The organism is Streptomyces sp. ADI96-02 (genome assembly GCF_003846185.1).
Taxonomy (GTDB): Bacteria; Actinomycetota; Actinomycetes; order Streptomycetales; family Streptomycetaceae; genus Streptomyces.
On sequence record NZ_ML123034.1, the window covers coordinates 3,865,833 to 3,883,570 of the forward strand.

The 17,738-nt window shown below is 73.3% G+C and carries 14 protein-coding genes; 6 read left to right on the top strand and 8 right to left on the bottom strand.

Translation table 11 applies throughout. The features are described from left to right. Positions 1-127: 127 nt before the first annotated feature. Positions 128-775, bottom strand: a complete 648-nt coding sequence (locus EES43_RS17025; protein ID WP_124269506.1) for a TetR family transcriptional regulator — start codon at positions 773-775, stop codon at positions 128-130. Between the two features lie 414 nt (positions 776-1,189). Here EES43_RS17025 and EES43_RS17030 point away from each other — a divergent pair, with 414 nt between their 5' ends. Both EES43_RS17030 and EES43_RS17035 read left to right on the top strand, forming a co-directional pair. After that, the gene (locus tag EES43_RS17030) at positions 1,190-2,044 is read left to right on the top strand and encodes a VOC family protein (RefSeq protein WP_124269507.1); all 855 of its coding nucleotides are present in this window, start codon (positions 1,190-1,192) and stop codon (positions 2,042-2,044) included. Between the two features lie 311 nt (positions 2,045-2,355). Further along, positions 2,356-4,764, top strand: coding sequence for an outer membrane protein assembly factor BamB family protein (locus EES43_RS17035; RefSeq protein WP_124269508.1), 2,409 nt, complete (start codon positions 2,356-2,358; stop codon positions 4,762-4,764). A gap of 38 nt (positions 4,765-4,802) precedes the next feature. Here the strand turns inward: EES43_RS17035 and EES43_RS17040 are convergent, their stop codons facing one another. After that, the gene (locus EES43_RS17040) at positions 4,803-5,567 is read right to left on the bottom strand and encodes a hypothetical protein (RefSeq protein WP_124269509.1); all 765 of its coding nucleotides are present in this window, start codon (positions 5,565-5,567) and stop codon (positions 4,803-4,805) included. A 195-nt stretch (positions 5,568-5,762) separates the two neighbouring features. On the opposite strand from EES43_RS17040, the gene EES43_RS17045 reads away from it, so the two are divergent. After that, positions 5,763-6,311 (top strand): hypothetical protein, encoded by a 549-nt coding sequence (locus tag EES43_RS17045; protein WP_124269510.1) that lies wholly within the window; start codon positions 5,763-5,765, stop codon positions 6,309-6,311. Between the two features lie 21 nt (positions 6,312-6,332). On the opposite strand, the gene EES43_RS17050 is transcribed toward EES43_RS17045, so the two are convergent. From EES43_RS17050 to EES43_RS17060, 3 genes are read right to left on the bottom strand one after another with little or no spacing between them, the layout of a single operon-like run. After that, on the bottom strand, positions 6,333-7,109 hold the full coding sequence (locus EES43_RS17050) for an enoyl-CoA hydratase/isomerase family protein (RefSeq protein WP_124269511.1): 777 nt from the start codon (positions 7,107-7,109) through the stop codon (positions 6,333-6,335). 3 nt (positions 7,110-7,112) lie between these two features. Continuing rightward, the gene (locus EES43_RS17055; protein WP_241192462.1) at positions 7,113-7,616 is read right to left on the bottom strand and encodes a Zn-ribbon domain-containing OB-fold protein; all 504 of its coding nucleotides are present in this window, start codon (positions 7,614-7,616) and stop codon (positions 7,113-7,115) included. Between the two features lie 7 nt (positions 7,617-7,623). Continuing rightward, positions 7,624-8,772 carry a lipid-transfer protein gene (locus EES43_RS17060; protein ID WP_124269512.1) on the bottom strand — a complete coding sequence of 383 codons (1,149 nt, stop codon included), beginning with the start codon at positions 8,770-8,772 and terminating at the stop codon, positions 7,624-7,626. Positions 8,773-8,897: 125 nt separating this feature from the next. Here EES43_RS17060 and EES43_RS17065 point away from each other — a divergent pair, with 125 nt between their 5' ends. Beyond that, positions 8,898-10,529 carry a FadD3 family acyl-CoA ligase gene (locus EES43_RS17065; RefSeq protein WP_277426074.1) on the top strand — a complete coding sequence of 544 codons (1,632 nt, stop codon included), beginning with the start codon at positions 8,898-8,900 and terminating at the stop codon, positions 10,527-10,529. 415 nt (positions 10,530-10,944) lie between these two features. Here EES43_RS17065 and EES43_RS17075 read toward each other — a convergent pair whose 3' ends face one another. After that, positions 10,945-11,127, bottom strand: a complete 183-nt coding sequence (locus EES43_RS17075; protein ID WP_124269513.1) for a hypothetical protein — start codon at positions 11,125-11,127, stop codon at positions 10,945-10,947. Between the two features lie 201 nt (positions 11,128-11,328). Then, positions 11,329-14,295, bottom strand: a complete 2,967-nt coding sequence (locus EES43_RS17080; RefSeq protein ID WP_124269514.1) for an AfsR/SARP family transcriptional regulator — start codon at positions 14,293-14,295, stop codon at positions 11,329-11,331. Positions 14,296-14,575: 280 nt separating this feature from the next. On the opposite strand from EES43_RS17080, the gene EES43_RS17085 reads away from it, so the two are divergent. Next, a complete protein-coding gene (locus EES43_RS17085) occupies positions 14,576-15,826 on the top strand; it encodes an amidohydrolase family protein (protein ID WP_124269515.1) in 1,251 nt (416 codons plus the stop codon). Positions 15,827-16,069: 243 nt separating this feature from the next. Here EES43_RS17085 and EES43_RS17090 read toward each other — a convergent pair whose 3' ends face one another. Continuing rightward, entirely contained in the window at positions 16,070-16,273 is a 204-nt protein-coding gene (locus EES43_RS17090; protein ID WP_003967102.1) for a cold-shock protein, read from the bottom strand. A 346-nt stretch (positions 16,274-16,619) separates the two neighbouring features. Here EES43_RS17090 and EES43_RS17095 point away from each other — a divergent pair, with 346 nt between their 5' ends. After that, positions 16,620-17,498: a menaquinone biosynthetic enzyme MqnA/MqnD family protein gene (locus EES43_RS17095; protein ID WP_124269516.1), complete on the top strand. Its 879-nt coding sequence runs from the start codon at positions 16,620-16,622 to the stop codon at positions 17,496-17,498. The last annotated feature ends 240 nt before the right edge of the window (positions 17,499-17,738 follow it).

Below are 17,738 nucleotides of genomic sequence, written 5' to 3' on the forward strand. Positions count from 1 at the left end.
GCGGACCACCAGGCGGGTGTGCCCGGTGGTCCGCCGCCGGTGAGACAGGACGCAGGACGTTGAGCGCCGGGCCGGAGCGGGCCCGTCCGGCGACGAAGGGGGTGCGACGCCGTGCGGCGGACTCGGACTACTTCGTCGGCTTCTTCCCGGTGATGCCGAGATGGACCAACAGGGCCAGGTTCGGGCGGAGTTCGGCCTGCTTCACACCCCAGGTGGTGAACCCCTTCTGATGCGAGGCGACCGCTGCCAGCATCGCGACCAGGGAGCCCGCCATCGCGGCGGCGCTGACGTCCTTGTCGACCTTGCCCTTGCTCTGGAGCTCCTTCACCGAATCGGTGAGGGAGTTGGTGACCGAGTTGAGGATCTTCATACGGATCTTGTAGAACCGCTTGTCGCCCTCCGCGGCCCCGAGGTCGATCACGCGGAGGATCGCGTCGTTGTGCCGCCAGAAGTCGAGGAATCCCTCGACCAGTTCCTCGGCCGTCTGCCAGCCGGCCTTGCCGACCCAGGGGCGTCCGGCGACGAGTTCGGTCAGCCCGGTGCCCTCCTTGGCCACTTCCTCGGCGATTTCGAGGACGGCGCCCTCCACATCGGGGAAGTACTGGTAGAAAGTCGCGGGTGAAGTCCCGGCCTTCCGGGCGACGTCGATGACTTTGACGTCCCGGTACGGCGAGGAGCTGAGCATCTCGCTGAGGCAGTCGAGCAGCTTCTGCCGCGTCGCCTGGCCGCGTCGGCCGGCCACGCGGCCGTCGACGGTGCGTACTTGTCCTGTCATGCCGTCAGCTTACCGAGGGGTGATGGGAGCGCGATTCGGCCGACTGCAAATGGGGAACGTCGCAGGACCGGCGGGGTACGCGGGTGATCGCAGCGATGGTTTTCGGCCGCCGTCGGCGAGGGGTGCCGCACCTGTCCCCGGGGACGGGCCGAGCGCCCCGGCACGCAGTGCCGACGGCCCGCCGCCGCCCGCCCACCGACTCCGGCAATAGTGTTATCAACAGCCTGTGGACAACTTCGGTGGACAACTTTCGTCCACACGGTGTGCGCGGCCTTCACCCTGCGGTCAGATGTTCTCCAGAGGTGCGCCCGCGTGTTCTCCAGGGAGTGCCCGGAGTGCGCCGAAGCGCGCCGCGCTGGGCCCGGCGCTACGTTGAGTGTGACCGGCGTCACCGCAACGGAAGGACCGGGGCCCATGGCCGCATTCGCGCATTCGGCGCCGTGCTGGGTGGACGTGCAGCTCTCCGACCTCGAAGCGGGCAAGCGCTTCTACGGAGGTCTGTTCGGCTGGTCCTTCCGGGCGGACGACGGCATGCCCTTCGCGGACGCGCTGAGCGAGGGACGGCTCGTCGCCGGGCTCGCCGCCAAGAAGGACGGCCGACTGCCGACCGCCTGGGGCGTCTCCTTCGCCACCGACGACGTCCGGGCCACCGTCGCCGCGATCCGCGAACACGGCGGGCAGGTGATCACGGACCCGGTGCGGGCGGGACGGGCCGCGATCACGGCCCAGGCCGCCGACCCCGGCGGCGCGGTCTTCGGCCTCTGGCAACCGGTCGACCGCGCCGGGTTCGAGAAGCAGAACGAGCCCGGGTCCTTCTGCTGGACCGAGGTCTACACCCGGCAGCCCGAGCGGGTGGATCCCTTCTACGAGCAGGTCTTCGGCTTCCGCTCCACCGACCCGGAACACCCGGACGACCCGGGCGGGGCGGACCACCCGGACGGGGCCGGCGGGGCCGGCGAGGGCGTCCCCGGCCGTTCCGCGACGCCGGTCGGCTTCCGCATGTGGTCGCCCCGGGGCACCGAGCCCGGCCCGGACACCGCCGTCGGCGGTCGCAGCGTCATCACGGACGCGCTGCCCGCCGTGATGCCCAGCCACTTCCTCACCTACTTCGCCGTCGGCGACTGCGACGCGGCGGCCGAACTCGCCGTACGGCTGGGCGGCCGGATCTCCGCCGAGCCCTTCGACATCCCGTACGGGCGGATGGCCGTCCTCCACGACGACCAGGGCGCCGTCTTCGCCGTCCTCCAGCCGGGCCGGTCGCTTCGGTAGCCGGCGAGCGCGGTAGCGCGGTACTGCCGCCCGTCAGCCCGTCAGCCCGTCAGCCCGTCAGCCCGTCAGCCCGTCAGCCCGTGGCGCGAAGCCGCTCCCGTAACCCGTTGTGCGGCGGTACGGGCCGAAGTGGCATGAGACACCCCGGTCCGCCCCCGGGTTCGCAACCGGCGGCCCGGCCAGGAAGAATCGGGGGTGCGCACCGCCGGGTGGTGCTCAGTGGTGAGACGCTGCGCGGGGCGGGATTTCGCCGGGCGGTAATTCGCGGGCTTCGTTCCTGAGGTCCGTACGGGGAGGTGGCAGGGCAAGTGATGGAGCAGCTGACGCAGCACGACCCGAGACGGATCGGCCCGTTCGAGGTGCTGGGACGGCTCGGCGCCGGCGGCATGGGGCTGGTCTATCTCGCCCGCTCGGCGTCCGGCCGGCGGGTGGCGATCAAGACGGTGCGGACCGAGCTCGCCGAGGACCAGCTGTTCCGGGTCCGCTTCACGCGTGAGGTCGAGGCCGCCCGCGCGGTCAGCGGCTTCTACACGGCGGCCGTCGTCGACGCCGACCCGCGCGCCGCCGTGCCGTGGCTGGCCACCGCCTACGTGCCCGCCCCCTCGCTCGAAGAGATCGTGAACGAGTGCGGCCCCATGCCGACCCAGGCCGTGCGCTGGCTGGCGGCCGGCATCGCCGAAGCCCTCCAGTCCATCCACGGCGCGGGGCTCGTCCACCGCGACCTCAAGCCGTCCAACGTCCTCGTCGTCGAGGACGGCCCCCGGGTGATCGACTTCGGCATCGCCTCCGGGGTCTCCAACACCCGCCTGACCATGACGAACGTCGCCGTGGGCACCCCCGCCTACATGTCGCCCGAGCAGGCCCGGGACTCGCGCAGCGTCACCGGGGCCAGCGACGTCTTCTCGCTGGGCTCCACCCTCGTCTTCGCCGCGACCGGCCACGCGCCCTTCCACGGGGCCAACCCGGTCGAGACGGTGTTCATGCTGCTGAGGGAGGGCCCCGACACCGAGGGCCTGCCGGAGGACCTGCGCCCGCTGATCGAGGCCTGCATGCAGCGGGACGCGACCCGGCGGCCCAGCCCCGCCGACCTCCAGTCCCAGCTCGCCCCGCACCTGTTCGCCTCCGGGAGCGACGACAGCGGCACGGCCTCCGCCTGGCTGCCGGCCCGCGCCACCGCGATGATCGAGCGCCGCAGGGGCGGCGGCCGTACCGCGCCGCCCGCCCCGATCGCGCCCCCGCCGCTCCCTCCGCAGCCGCCGCACGTCCCGGACCGGGCCGCCGGCTGGCGCGACGGGGCCGACCTGCGTTCCCCCTCGCCGCTCGCCCCGCCGTCCCCGATGTCCGCCCTGCCGTCCACCCCGGCACCCGACGGCGGCCCCGTCCGGCTGCCCGGCGCCAAGGCGCCGATCGGTCCGGGGCCGCGCGCGGGGGAGGGCCGGGGCGCAGCCGCGCGTCCCGCCGCCGTGACGGGCTGGGTACGCCCGCCCACCGGCCTGCTCGGAACCGTCGCGCCGCCCACCGCCGGGCGGACCGCCCCCGTACCGGCCCCCGGCCCCGCCCCGGACACCGCGCCCGCGGCCCCCGACCGCTGGCGGCCCTGGCGCTTCCGCATGTCCAACGACGTGTGGGGCACGCCGGTCGTCTCCGGCGACCTGCTGTACGTCACGTCCTTCGAGGTCCACGCGCTGGACGTGGGCAACGGGCGGCGTCAGTTCAAGACCCGGGACGTGGCCTGGGCGATGGCCGTCGAGGGCGGCAGGATCCACGCCTCGGACGGCCCGTCGCTGTACGCCCTGGACGCGGCCACCGGCGGCGAGCGGTGGCGGCAGCGGAGCGACGCCTGGGTGTACGCCCTCAAGGCCGACCGCGGAACGGTCCTCACCGCGACCCGGGGCGGCGGCGTCCAGGGCTGGGAGGCGTCCAGCGGCGACAAGCTGTGGGAGATCACCGGCGCGCAGAGCGACTTCGAGACGGCCGAGGCCGCCCCGGTCATCCACGACGGCACGGTCTACGTCTGGCAGGACGCCCGGCTGCGCGCGCTCGACGCCCGTACCGGCGTCGAGCGCTGGTCGTACCCGATCGGCGACGCGGCCTCCTGCGGCGGCGTGCCGGTCCGGGTGGCCCCGGCCCCGGACGGCTGCGTCTACGTGGCAGCCGGCACCCGGGTGCTGGCGGTGGAGACCGCCTCGGGCCGGGTGCGCTGGCACTTCGAGGCTCCGGCGGCGTTCCTGTCGCCGCCCGCGTTCGCGCCGGGGCCGGCGGTGACCGGCGGCGGGGTCTACCTGGCGGACTACCTCGGCACCGTCTACGCGCTCGACGCGTCGACCGGCAAGGACCGCTGGCGGATCGCCACGGAGGCCCGGTCCTCCCTCGAACCGGTGCTGGTCGCGGTGGGCAACGTGCACGTCGGCAGCGGCAGCGCGCTCTACACCCTGGACGCGGTGACCGGGACCCCGAAGTGGCGCTTCGCCGCGGGCGGCGACGTGGTCGGCTCGCCGGTCGTCGCCGACGGCCGGGTGCACTTCGGCTCCGCGGACCACGTGCTCTACACCCTGGACGCGGCGGGCGGCCAGCTCCGCTGGAAGCTCGCCACCGGCGGCGAGATCACCGGATCGCCGGTCGCCCGCGCGGGCGTCGTCTACGCGTGCAGCAAGGACCGCTGCGTCTACGCCCTGGACGCGCTCAAGGGCACCGGCACGGGCAACCGGGCCCGCGCCTGAGCCCGACGCACGGGCCCGCGCCCGAGCCCCGCGCCGCCTCAACTCCGGTCAGGAGGAGGCGAGTCCGGGGGTGGCGGGTGCGGGTGCGGGGACGGCGGGTGCGGGGGCCGGGGCGGAGGCGGCGGGCCGTCGGCCCACGGGTCGCGGACGCCGTACGGCTCGTGCGGTGCGTACGGGTCGTGCGGTTCCTGCGGGTGCGCGTACGGGGCGTTCGGCGCGTACGGGTCCGGGCCCGTGTACGGGTCCACCTCCGGCTCCGGCCACGTCGACGTCTGCACGCTCATCCCGGGCTCCTGCGTGGGCGGCCAGGTGTCCACCCGGTCCGGCCCCGGCGGCCCGTACGGCTCCACCGGCTGCGCGGGCCGCGCCGGCTGCCGCCCGGCCCGGCGGCGGCTCCGCCCGCTCATCAGCAGCGCGCCGATGAGCATCAGCAGTCCGCCCGCGAGCGCGTTCGCCACCCCCGTCTGGAGCCCGGACCCGTCCGCCGCCACCACGAGCGAGCCCCGGGCCTGTCCCTGACGCACCATCCACAGCACGGTGAAGGCCAGCACCAGGAACCCCGCCACCGCGACCACGAGCCGCGAGCGGAGCACCACCCCGGCGATCACCAGCAGCGCGGCCACCAGGAACGGCAGCAGGATCGAGACCAGCACGCCCGACGACGTGACCGTGATCCCCTCGAAGAGGTCGCGCACCCGGTAGTCGTGCCCCACCCGCCCGTCGTACCAGTCGCGGAAGGGGCTCAGCACCGCCGACGCGGCCCCGGCGAGCGCGACGAGGGAGCCGAGGGCGTTGCGGATCATCGTCAGCCTCCAGCGGCGTGCGCGGCCCCCGGCCCGACGCTACGCCCGGAAGATCACTCCCGCCACGCGGCCCATGACCGGACCGTGACAGGGGCATGACCCCAACCAGGGGCGGTACCCGTCATGCTGGGGACGGACCGTGCCGCTGACGGCACGGCGTACGACGGCGGGACGACGGCAAGGGGGGCTGCATCGATGATGCGGCGGCAGATGAGGTTCGCGGCGGTTCTGGTCGTGGTGGTGCTCGCGCTCACCGGGTTCTCGACCTCCACCAGCGGCGGCAAGGGCGGCAAGAGCCGCGGCGGCAAGAGCAGCGGCAGCAGCTCGGGCGGCGGGTGTTCCAGCTCGAAGAAGAGCAACAACGGCTACCGCGCCTACGACTACGACGACGAGGACGACACCGCCTACGACGGCTCCTCGTCCTCCTCCGGCTCGTCCTACGGCACGCCGACGCCCACCGCCTCCGACGGCCCCGACATCCGGGTGATCCGCTGCGCCCGCCCGCGCAAGGGCAAGCGCGCGGCGCTCACCTCGTCCGTCGTCGAACTCCGCGCGCGGGAGTCCGGCTCGCGGACGTACGAGATCGACGTGACGTTCCTCGACGCGCGGGGGAACACCGTCGACACCGCCGAGGCCACCGCGACGCTCGACCAGGGCGACGTGCGCGACCTCACCGTGCGGATGGACAGCCCCGGCCAGGTGAAGCGGGTCGAGCGCTGCCGGGTGACGGCCCAGGCGATCTGAGCCGGACGCGGCGCGGGCCGCTCACCGCACGCGCGGCGGCCCGCCCCGGGCCCGGCCCTCGAACAGCTCGGCCTGCCGCTCGGGGGCCAGGTTGCCGAGGGCGATGAGCGCCGGGGCCTGCGCCATCGCCTGGCTGCGCGCGGCCTCCTTCGCCGCCCACAGCGCCCGGACCGTGCCCTGGACGGCCCCGGTCGGGCAGGAGGCCGTCACCGCCGCCGCCCGCAGTGCCGCCGCCACCGCGCCGCCCGGTTCCGTCACCTCGCTGACCAGGCCGATGGTGTGGGCGCGGGCGGCGCCGATCCGTTCGGCGCCGCCCATCAGGGACATCCGGGCCACCTCGCCGAACGGCATCCGCTGGGCCATCGCGATCGCCTCGTACGCCGAGACCATCCCGTACGTCGTGTGCGGGTCGAAGAACGTGGCCTCCCGGGAGGCCACGATGAACTCCGCCTCGCCCAGCAGGTAGAACGCCCCGCCGCACGCCATCCCCTCCACGGCCGCGACCACCGGCTTCCAGAGGTCGTTCGCCTTGGGCCCGATCCGCAGCAGCGGATCGTCCAGCGCGTACGGTGAGGAGGGCTGCGGGACCGTGACGTCCCGGTCGATCCCGGTGCAGAAGGCGCGGGTCCCGGCCCCGGTGAGGACCACCGCCCGTACGGTGTCGTCGAACCGGAACTCCCGCCATACGAAGGCCAGTTCGGCGGCCGTCTCCAGGTCGATCGCGTTGAGCCGGTGCGGCCGGTCCAGGGTGACGAGCGCGACGCCGCTCGCCGCGTCCCGCTCGGTGCGCAGCGCCACGGCTCACCGCTCCAGCAGCCAGCGGACCAGGCTCACGCCCGGCGCGACCGGGCAGAACACGGCCCGCACCGGGGCGCCGATCCGCAGCCGGGCCGGGTCCACGGAGTTCAGCGGCGCGTCCGGCCCGGCGACGACGTTCCCGGCCTGCCGGATGTGCGGGGCCTCCATCAGCTCGACCAGGACCGCGTTGTACGGGGCCTGTTCGGCGTAGGCGGGCAGCAGCGGCGGGTGCGGGACCACGAACGACCAGATCCGGCCGCGCCCGCTCATCTTCCGCCACCGGCTCTCGAACGACCCGCAGCGCGGGCAGCAGGGACGGGGCGGGAAGCGGGTCTCGCCGCAGGCCGGGGCGGCGCACGCCTGGACGCGCAGCTCGCCGCGTGCGGCGTACTCCCAGAAGGGCGCGCCGTCCTCGTCGACGACGGGCAGCAGCAGGGGCTCGGACGGGGAATCGGGCGGTGACGCGGGCAGGGGCTCGGGCGGTGAAGCGGGCAGGGAGTCGGGCATGGGTTCCTCAGCTCCTCAGCAGTACGGCGGACGTGGGCACGCCCTCGCCCGCGGTGACCAGGCAGGTGGCGGCGTCGGGCACCTGGGAGGTGGACGTGCCGCGCAGTTGCTTCACGCCCTCGGTGATGAGGTTGAAGCCGTGGACGTACGCCTCGCTCAGCCCGCCGCCGCCGGTGTTGAGCGGCAGCCGCCCGCCGGCCTCCAGCGCCCCGCCCTCGGTGAACGCGCCGCCCTCGCCGCGCCCGCAGAAGCCGTAGCCCTCCAGGGAGAGCGGGACGAGCGGGGTGAACGCGTCGTAGATCTGGGCCACGTCGACGTCCTCGGGTCCGAAGTCCGCCTGCTTCCAGAGCTGCCGGGCGGCCGTCCAGGCGGGTCCGGTGAGCGGGTCGTCGTTCCAGTAGTTGACCATTCCGTGGTGCTGGGCGGGCAGGCCCTGCGCGACGGAGTGGAGGAGCACCGGCTTCTGCCGGCAGTCGCGGGCGCGCTCGGCGGAGACGACGACGCAGGCCAGGGCCCCGTCCGTCTCCAGGCAGTTGTCGAAGAGGCACAGCGGCTCGCTGATCCACCGGGAGGTCATGTACATCTCGCGGGTCAGCGGACGTTCGTACATGATCGCGTCCGGGTTCTGGTTGGCCCGGTTGCGGCAGGCGAGGGCGACGTTGAAGAGGTGGTCGCGGGTGGCCCCGTACTCGTGCATGTACCGCCGGGCCAGCATCCCGATCTCGTCGGCGGGCCGCAGCAGCCCGTAGGGGCGGGTCCACTGGGCGGGGGTGGGGAGCTGGACGGCGGTGTTCCTCCACGGGCGGGGCCCCGAGCCGCGCTTGCGCGAGCGCCAGGCGACGCCGACGCTCGCCTGGCCGGTCGCGACGGCGGCGGCGAGGTGGGCGAGCGTGGCGCAGGAGCCGCCACCGCCGAAGCCGACCTTGGAGAAGAACGTGACGTCGCCGGCGCCGACCGCCTTGGCGACCTCCACCTCGTCGGTCTCCTCCATCGTGTACGAGGAGAAGGCGTCGACCTCGGAGGGGGCGATGCCCGCGTCGTCGAGAGCGGCCAGGATCGCCCGGCAGGCCAGGGTCTTCTCGGGTTCGGGGAGGCGTTTGGCGAAGGCCGTCTGCCCGATCCCGACTATCGCCGTCGCGTCCTTGAGCGTCGCCATCCGCCAACCTCCCGCACCGTCGAGCCTGCTGACAGCGGCAGAGGCTACCGCTAATCTGACGGATAGTCAGCTAGTGCGTTCAGTGCGGGAGTTCGGCGTTCGGAATGCGGCGGGAGGGGCACGCGATGCGCGGCGACGAGGAATGGGGCAGCATCCCGGAGCTGGTGCGGACGGCGGCGCGGCGGTACGGCGGCCGGGAGGCGGTGGTGGAGGGGCGCACCCGCCTCACGTACGCCGGGCTCGGCGAGCGCGTCGAGCGCGCCGCCGCCGGGTGCCTGGCCGCCGGCGTGCGGCGGGGGGACCGGGTCGCGATCTGGGCTCCGAACACGCTGGACTGGATCGTCTCCGCGCTCGGCGCGGTCACGGCCGGCGCGGTCCTGGTCCCGCTGAACACCCGCTTCAAAGGCACCGAGGCGGCGCACGTCCTGCGCCGCAGCAGGGCCCGGCTGCTCTTCGTCACCGGCACGTTCCTGGGGACCTCGTACGTGGCGTCCCTGCGCCGGACCGAGGTCGAACTGCCCGACCTGGAACGGGTGGTGGTGCTGGCCGACACCGCGCCCGAGGACTACACGAGCCTGCCGGACTTCCTCGCGGCCGGAGCGGGCGTGACCGCCTCCGCCGTACGCGAGCGGGCGGACGCCGTGGCCCCGTCCGACCCGTCCGACATCGTCTACACCTCCGGCACGACGGGCAGCCCCAAGGGCGCGGTCATCACGCACGCGCAGACGCTGCGGGCGTACGCCATCTGGAGCGAGCTGGCGGGGCTGCGCGAGGGCGACCGCTATCTGATCGTCAACCCGTTCTTCCACACCTTCGGCTACAAGGCGGGCATCATCGCCTGCCTGATGCGGGGCGCGACGATGGTCCCGCAGCCGGTGTTCAACGTGGACACGGTGCTGGCCAACATCGCGGCCGAGCGGATCTCGGTGCTGCCGGGCCCGCCCACCCTCCACCAGTCCCTGCTGGACCACCCGGCCCGCGCCTCGCACGACCTGTCGGCCCTGCGCCTGGTGGTCACCGGCGCGGCGGTGGTCCCGCTGCGGCTGGTCGAGCGCCTGCGCGGCGAACTGGGCATCGCCACCGTCCTCACGGCGTACGGCCTCTCCGAGGCGAGCGGCATCGTCACGATGTGCCGCCGGGGCGATCCGGCGGACACCGTCGCGACCACCTCGGGCCGCGCGATCCCCGGCACCGAGGTCCGCGTCCTGGCGGAGCCCGGCGAGCCCGGCGAGATCCAGGTGCGGGGCTTCACCGTGATGCGCGGCTACTTCGAGGACCCGGAGACCACCGCCGAGACGATCACCCCGGACGGCTGGCTGCGCACGGGCGACGTGGGCGTCCTGGACGCGGCGGGCAACCTGCGGATCACGGACCGGATCAAGGACATGTTCATCGTCGGAGGCTTCAACGCCTATCCGGCGGAGATCGAACAGCTCCTCGGCCTCCACCCGGACGTCGCCGACGTCGCGGTCGTCGGCGTCCCCGACCCGCGGCTCGGCGAGGTCGGCAAGGCGTACGCGGTCCGCCGCCGGGGCGCGACGCTGACGGCCGACGACCTGATCGCCTGGTCGCGCCGCGAGATGGCGAACTTCAAGGTGCCGCGCGCCGTGGAGTTCGTCTCCGAGCTGCCCCGCAACGCGAGCGGCAAGGTGGTGAAGGGCGAGCTGAGGGGGCGACCGGCTGGGGGCGCTGGTGGCCTGGACGCAGAAGGAGTACGGTCCGCCGACCGAGGAGGAGCAGGCGGCCTCGGCCGCTGAGCTGCGAGACGTCGAGCGGTGGTTCGAGGACCAGGAATCCGGTGCGGACAGTGACGGGGCGGCGGCCTGATGAAGGACATGTGCTTCATCCTGGACTGCGAGGCGCTGTCCAGGGTCACTCGTCGTGACCGGGCGATGGCGGGCATCCTGGCGAAGGCGCACCAGTCGGGTGTCCGGGTGGTGACCAGCTCCATGACGCTCATCGAGGCGTACCACGGCAAGGTGCTCCTGTCGGCCTGGGACTGGGCCATGTCCGGAATCGTCGTCGAGCCCGTCACCCGGGACGTCGCGGACGCCGGACGCGCGTGCGGGACCCGGGCCATCCCCTGGCCCGGGCCCCGCACGTCCCCCGTGTTCAGCGAGCGCGGCGGCTCCCCCTCGGCGTCGCCCCGCCCGCTCCCCCTGGTCGATCGGTTCAGCGCGGGTCGCTGCCCGTCATGTGGCTGTCCATGGGCTTGGCCGTCGGCTCGCCCGTCATGTGGCTGTCGCCCAGCGGCTTGAGGGCGGGCTCGCCGGTCATGTGGCTGTCCGCGGGCTTCAGGTCGCCCGTGGTGCCGGGGTCGGCCTCGGGCAGCTCGGTCTTCTTGGCATCGCTCATCTTCGTGAACTCCGTTACTGGGTGCGTGGACTGTCGGCTAGGCCCGTCCAGCTGCTCCCCCGTGGGCTGCCGGACGGGCCATGCAGAGCCGTTCACCTTAGTGCTCGGTTCCACCTGCCGAATCGTCTGCCCCCCGACGCGACGTTTCGACAGGAGCAAGACTGCACACCGGCGATAAACGAACGATGAACGCGCTTGCTGTCAGGTCTCGCTGGAGGTCCCCATGGGGCTGAGCAGGCGTCGGACGGAGTCGCCCTCGGGAGCCTCCAACTGCTCGAAGACGGAAAGCGCCTCCCGCCAGCAGACCTGGGCCCGGTCGGCCTGCCCTATGCCGTGCAGCGCCCGGCCGAGCACGGTGAGCACGTTGGCGCGCCGCCACTCACCGCCTATGTGGAGCAGCACGGTGAGCGCCTGCTCGGCGAGAGCGGCGGCCCGGGCCGGCCGTTCCGCGGTGAGCTGGACCTCGGCCAGCCGGAACAGCGTCATCCCCTCCCACAGGCGCTGGCGGCTCTCCCGGAAGACGGCCAGGGCCTCGGTGAGCCGGCCTTCCGCCTCCTCCGGGCGGTTGGCGTGCGCCAGGGCCAGGCCCAGGGCGTAGAGGCCGTTGGCCAGCCGGAGGGTGAGGCCCATCCGGTGGTAGACGGCGACACCCTCGCCCGCCAGCTTCACCGCCCCGGCGGTCCGGCCCATGGCGAGGTGGACGCGGGAGAGGTTGCACAGGGCGCTGGCCTCGCCCGCCTGGTTGCCGTCCGCGCGGAACGCGGTGCACGCCTGCCGCAGAAGGGCCTCGGCCTCGACGTGCTGGTTGCGGTAGCCGGCGATGATGCCCAGCTCGTTCGGGGCGTTGCCGTGGGTCCACACGTCGTCCACCGACGCGGCCAGCAGCATCGCCCTGCGGGCCTCCGCCTCCGCCTGGTCGAACCGGCCCGCCATGCTGTGCACCTGGGCGAGGGCGGTACGCGCTCGGGCCTCCGCCTGCGGGTCCCCGACCAGGCCCGCGGCGTCCCGCGCCACCGTCGCCGCGGACTCGAACTGGCGGGAGTTCGCGCCCGACTCGGCGAGGTCCTTGGAGGCCAGCAGGAGGTCCACCGCGCGCCGGACGGACGCGGGCCCGCGGTTCTGCTGGATGCAGGCCAGCAGGCAGCCGGCCTCCGTGTAGAGCCAGTCGAGGGCCCGGCCGTGGTCGGTGAACGACAGCCCCGCGCGCCGGGTGGCGTGCAGATGGTCCACCGTCCGGTCGCCCGGCCGCTCCAGCGCGTACACCCCGGCGGCCGTGGCGAGGTAGAAGTCCAGCAGCCGCGACACCGCCTCCTCCCGCTCGCGCGGCGACTGCTCGTCCCGCTCCGCGCAGGCACGCGCGTAGAGGCGTACGAGGTCGTGGTAGCGGTAGCGGCCCGGCGCCGCCGACTCCACCAGGCTCGTGTCGACCAGCGCCTCCAGCAGGTCCTCCGCCGTGTGCGGCTCCAGGTCCAGCAGGGCCGCCGCCGCGTCCAGCGAGATGTCCGGGCCGTCGGCGAGCCCGAGGAGGCGGAAGGCGCGGGCCTGGGCCGGCTCCAGTTGGCCGTAGCCCAGCTCGAAGGTGGCCTTCACCGCCAGGTCGCCGGCCTGGAGCTCGTCGAGCCGGCGGCGTTCGTCCGCGAGCTTGGCGGCGAGGACGGAGACCGTCCAGGTGCGGCGGGAGGCGAGCCGGGAGGCGGCGATCCGGATGGCCAGGGGCAGGAAGCCGCAGGCGGCGACCACGTCCAGCGCCGCGTCCCGCTCCGCGCCCACCCGCTCCGCGCCGACGATCCGGGTGAAGAGCTGAAGGGCCTCCTCCGGCGACATCACGTCCAGGTCCACCAGGTGCGCCCCGGCCAGGTCGACCATCCGGACCCGGCTCGTCACCAGCGCCGCGCAGCCCGGCGTACCGGGCAGCAGCGGGCGGATCTGCGCCGCGTCGTGGGCGTTGTCCAGGAAGACCAGGACGCGGCGGCCGTCCAGCGTCGAGCGGAAGAGCGCGGCGCGCTCGTCCAGGCTGTCCGGGATCGCCGAGTCCGCGGTGCCGAGCGCGCGCAGGAACGAACCGAGCACCGTCTCCGGATCGGCGGCCCGCGCGCCCGCGCCCTGGAGGTCGACGTAGAGCTGTCCGTCCGGGAAGTGCGCGCGGGCCCGGTGGGCGACGTGCACGGCGAGCGTCGTCTTGCCGACGCCGCCGATCCCGGCGACCGCGGACACGGCCATCACCGAGCCCTCGGCGGCGGCGAGCAGGCCGGTCAGCTCGGTGACGAACGCGGTCCGGCCGGTGAAGTCCGGTACGGTCGCCGGAAGCTGGGCGGGGCGCAGCGGCGCGGGCGCGGGGGCCGGTTCGTCGGCCGGGCGGGCCAGTTCCTCGTCGGCCCGCAGGATGCGCTGCTGGAGCTGGGCCAGTTCGGGGCGCGGGTCGACGCCCAGCTCCTCCGCGAGGAGCCGCCGGGTGTCGGCGTAGACGGCGAGCGCCTCGGCCTGCCGGCCGCTGCGGTACAGGGCCACCATCAGCAGCTCGCGCAGCCGTTCGCGCAGCGGGTGCGCGGCGGTGAGCGCGGTGAGTTCGGAGACGGCCTCGGCGTGGCAGCCCACTTCCAGGTCCAGGTCGAGCCGGCTCTCGGTGAGCTGGAGCCGCCATTCCTCCAGCCGGGTGCGCTGGTTCTCCGCGTACGGTCCGGGCACCGAGGCGAGCGCCTCGCCGTCCCACAGCCCGAGGATCTTGTTGAACAGGGTGCGCGCCTGGGCGCGGTCGCCGGCCGCGCGGGCCTTTTCGGCGTCGGCGGCCAGGTCCTGCGCCAGGGTGAGGTCGAGCGCGCCCCGCTCGATCCGGATCGCGTAGCCGCCCGACTCGCTCACCAGGGTGTCCTGCCCCAGGACCTTGCGCAGCCGGGAGGCGTACGTCCGGATGGTGGCGAGCGCCTGGGAGGGCGGGTCCTCGCCCCAGAAGGCGTCGATCAGTTCGCCCGCGGTGGCCGTGCGGCCCTCGCGCAGGAGGAGCGCGGTCAGCAGGGCGCGCTGCTGCGGCGAACCGGACGGGAGCATCTGCGGTCCCCGCCAGGCCCGTACGGGACCGAGCACGCTGAACCTGAGGGCGTCGGCCGTACCCGGTTCCTCGGGAGCGCGCTGCTCCGGTACGCGCACGCGTGGCCCGTGGTCACGGTCCATTGATGCCCCCTGTCCTGCTCGCCCGCCCGCCCCGCTCGTCCGCGGGCCCTGCCCGGTGGCGCCCGTGCCCGCGTCCTCGGCGGTGTGCCGGTCCGCGGCGGGCTTCCGGTTCGTTCGGTACCGCTGGTATCGCGCTCAACAGTCTGCCTTGTCCCGGGCGGCCCCGTCAGCAGTGGGTGACGCTCTGCACAAGCCCTCGACAACGATTCGGAAACCGGGCCGGGTCCCGATGCCGGACGAATAGCTGACGGTTCGTCAGATCAGCGCTACCGTGGAAGGCATGGAGACCTTCCCGAAGATCATCTCGGTGGACGACCACACGGTGGAGCCCCCTCATGTCTGGCGGGACCGGCTCCCGTCCCGGTACGCGGACTCCGGACCGCGCGTCGTCCGCGCGCCCCTGAAGGAAATGACCTTCCTCGGCGGCAGGTTCGCGCCCGTGATGGGCGCGCGCGGCGACGACGGCCCGGTCGGCGACTGGTGGGTCTACGAGGACCTGCGCCGCCCGCTGACCCGGCTGGACACCGCCGTCGGCTACGACCGCGACGAGATCAAGCTGGAGGTCATCACCTACGAGCAGATGCGGCCGGGCTCCTACTCGGTCCCGGACCGGCTCGCCGACATGGACGTCAACCACGTCCAGTCCGCCCTCTGCTTCCCCACCTTCCCGCGGTTCTGCGGCCAGACGTTCACCGAGGCGAAGGACCGCGAGCTCGGCCTCCTCGGGGTGCGGGCCTACAACGACTGGATGGTGGAGGAGTGGTGCGGCCCCGAGGCGCGGGGCCGGCTCATCCCGCTCACCCTGATACCGCTGTGGGACGCGGAACTGGCCGCGGCCGAGGTGCGGCGCAACGCGGCGCGGGGCGTGCGCGCGGTCGCGTTCTCCGAGATACCTCCCCATCTCGGGCTTCCGTCCATACATGCGGACGACTGGGATCCGTTCCTCGCCGCCTGCGACGAGACCGGAACCGTGATCGCCATGCACATCGGCTCCTCCTCCCGGATGCCGTCGACCTCGGCCGACGCCCCGCCGGCCGTCGGCTCCACCATCACCTTCGCCAACTGCTGCTTCTCGATGGTCGACTGGCTGATGAGCGGCAAGTTCGAACGCTTCCCGAACCTGCGGATCATGTACGCGGAGGGGCAGATCGGCTGGATTCCGTACATCCTGGAGCGCGCCGACGTGGTCTGGGAGGAGAACCGCGCCTGGGGCGGCGTCGCCGACAAGGTCCACCGGCCGCCGTCCGAGCTGTTCGCCGACCACGTCTACGGCTGTTTCTTCGACGACGCCTTCGGGCTCCGCAACCTCGACGCGATCGGGGTCGGCAACGTCCTGTACGAGACGGACTACCCGCACTCCGACTCGACCTGGCCCAAGTCCCGCGAGGTCGGCGAGGCGCAGATGGGGCACCTGGCCCCGGACGTCGTCGAGCGGATCGTCCGCGGCAACGCGATCGAACTGCTGGGGCTCACCGAGGACGGGCTCTGGGCGGGACCGGGCTCGGCGGGCCAGGGGGTGTCCGACACATGAGCGTGGGAGAAGGAGCGGGGTCTGGTGCGTGCGATCGCAAGGCGCCGGGGCGCCCTCGTGGCGGAGCCACGTGGGTGTTCCGGCAACGCGGCGAGCGTGCGTGCGAGGGCTCGCGACGCCGCGGGCATGTGTCAGACACCCCCTGGGGCGCGTACAGGCAGGAGCCCCGTTCCTCCGCCGAAGCGGGGGAGCGGGGCTCCTTGGGTACTGCTAGGTGCGACCGCGATCGGCCGACCCGGGCAACTAGGCCGGGGTGACGTTCTCAGCCTGCGGACCCTTGGGTCCCTGAGTGACGTCGAAGTTCACGACCTGGTTCTCCTCGAGGGAGCGGAACCCGGACGCGTTGATCGCGGAGTAGTGAACGAAGACATCCGGGCCGCCGCCGTCCTGGGCGATGAAGCCGAAGCCCTTTTCAGCGTTGAACCACTTGACGGTTCCGGTAGCCATAAGCCCTCCTTGGGCCAAAGGGTTGCCCTGCTCCAGAACCTGCAAACAAGTCTGAAAACTACAAAAGCCTGCGGGTTACATGCTCCGCAGGCTCTGTACTGCAAGGGAAACCAAACTGCAACTTGCGGGCGAGCCTAGCACGCTGTCTCCGGGAAGCGGTAGAGGGAAAGATCACTTCACTCGAATGTTTGATTGGCCGGTCGGGACGGTGACGGGGAGGGGCGCGCGAGAGGTGCGCCGCAGGGCGTGCGAGGGGCGCGTGGCCGGATGCGGACGCCCGGGAAGGAGCGCCGGCGGCCGACGCCCCGGTGGTGCCGCGGGCCGGGAGCGGGTCTAGCCTCGCGACGTGGACAATTCAACCGTCTCCCCCCTCCCAGGCGACGACCGTCGCAGCCGGCCGCGCGTCGGCCACATCCAGTTCCTGAACTGCCTCCCCCTGTACTGGGGCCTGGCGCGTACCGGGACCCTGCTCGACCTGGAGCTGTCCAAGGACACTCCGGAACGGCTCAGCGAGCAGCTGATCAGAGGCGACCTGGACATCGGCCCCGTCACGCTGGTGGAGTACCTGCGCCACGCGGACGACCTGGTGGCCTTCCCCGACATCGCGGTCGGCTGCGACGGGCCGGTGATGTCCTGCGTGATCGTCTCCCAGCTCCCGCTGGAGCAGCTCGACCGCGCGCGGGTGGCGCTCGGCTCCACCTCGCGCACCTCCGTACGCCTGGCGCAGCTGCTCCTCGCCGAGCGCTACGGCGTCCGCCCCGACTACTACACCTGCCCGCCCGACCTGGGGCTGATGATGCAGGAGGCGGACGCGGCGGTGCTCATCGGCGACGCCGCGCTGCGCGCCAACCTGCACGACGCCCCGCGCCTCGGGCTCCAGGTCCACGACCTGGGCCAGATGTGGAAGGAGTGGACGGGCCTGCCGTTCGTCTTCGCCGTCTGGGCGGCCCGCAAGGACTTCCTGGCCGCGCAGCCCGAGCAGACCGCCCAGGTGCACGAGGCGTTCCTGGCCTCCCGGGACCTCTCCCTGGAGGAGGTCGCCAAAGTCGCGGAGCAGGCCGCCCGCTGGGAGGCGTTCGACGCGAAGGTGCTGGAGCGCTACTTCACCACCCTGGACTTCCGCTTCGGGCCGGACCAGCTGGCCGGCGTCCGCGAGTTCGCCCGCCGCACCGGATCGGGCACCGGCTACCCGGCGGACGTGAACGTGGAACTCCTCGGCGGCTGACCGCACAGGGCCGGCCGACCGCACGAATAGGTGAATCCCGAAGGACTTGTCGGAGAACGGCGCGGGCGAATGCGCGGCCGTCCGGACCGTTTCCCGGATACCGAATAGCGCAGGCCGCCGCACCAGGGCCCGCTTCTCCACGGGTATCGCGCGGGCATCGCGCGGGTATCGCGCGGGTATCGCGCGGAGGAACAACACATTCGCGCCTTTCCCCGGGTCGAAATCATCCCCTCCCGCCCC

Excerpts from the sequence above, each read along its gene's own strand:
- EES43_RS17035 (WP_124269508.1), top strand. The coding sequence starts at position 2,356 with ATGGAGCAGCTGACGCAGCACGACCCGAGACGGATCGGCCCGTTCGAG.
- EES43_RS17025 (WP_124269506.1), bottom strand. The coding sequence starts at position 775 with ATGACAGGACAAGTACGCACCGTCGACGGCCGCGTGGCCGGCCGACGC.
- EES43_RS17055 (WP_241192462.1), bottom strand. The coding sequence starts at position 7,616 with ATGCCCGACTCCCTGCCCGCTTCACCGCCCGAGCCCCTGCCCGCGTCA.
- EES43_RS17075 (WP_124269513.1), bottom strand. The coding sequence starts at position 11,127 with ATGAGCGATGCCAAGAAGACCGAGCTGCCCGAGGCCGACCCCGGCACC.
- EES43_RS17040 (WP_124269509.1), bottom strand. The coding sequence starts at position 5,567 with ATGATCCGCAACGCCCTCGGCTCCCTCGTCGCGCTCGCCGGGGCCGCG.
- EES43_RS17045 (WP_124269510.1), top strand. The coding sequence starts at position 5,763 with ATGATGCGGCGGCAGATGAGGTTCGCGGCGGTTCTGGTCGTGGTGGTG.
- EES43_RS17030 (WP_124269507.1), top strand. The coding sequence starts at position 1,190 with ATGGCCGCATTCGCGCATTCGGCGCCGTGCTGGGTGGACGTGCAGCTC.
- EES43_RS17080 (WP_124269514.1), bottom strand. The coding sequence starts at position 14,295 with ATGGACCGTGACCACGGGCCACGCGTGCGCGTACCGGAGCAGCGCGCT.
- EES43_RS17060 (WP_124269512.1), bottom strand. The coding sequence starts at position 8,772 with ATGGCGACGCTCAAGGACGCGACGGCGATAGTCGGGATCGGGCAGACG.
- EES43_RS17065 (WP_277426074.1), top strand. The coding sequence starts at position 8,898 with ATGCGCGGCGACGAGGAATGGGGCAGCATCCCGGAGCTGGTGCGGACG.
- EES43_RS17090 (WP_003967102.1), bottom strand. The coding sequence starts at position 16,273 with ATGGCTACCGGAACCGTCAAGTGGTTCAACGCTGAAAAGGGCTTCGGC.
- EES43_RS17085 (WP_124269515.1), top strand. The coding sequence starts at position 14,576 with ATGGAGACCTTCCCGAAGATCATCTCGGTGGACGACCACACGGTGGAG.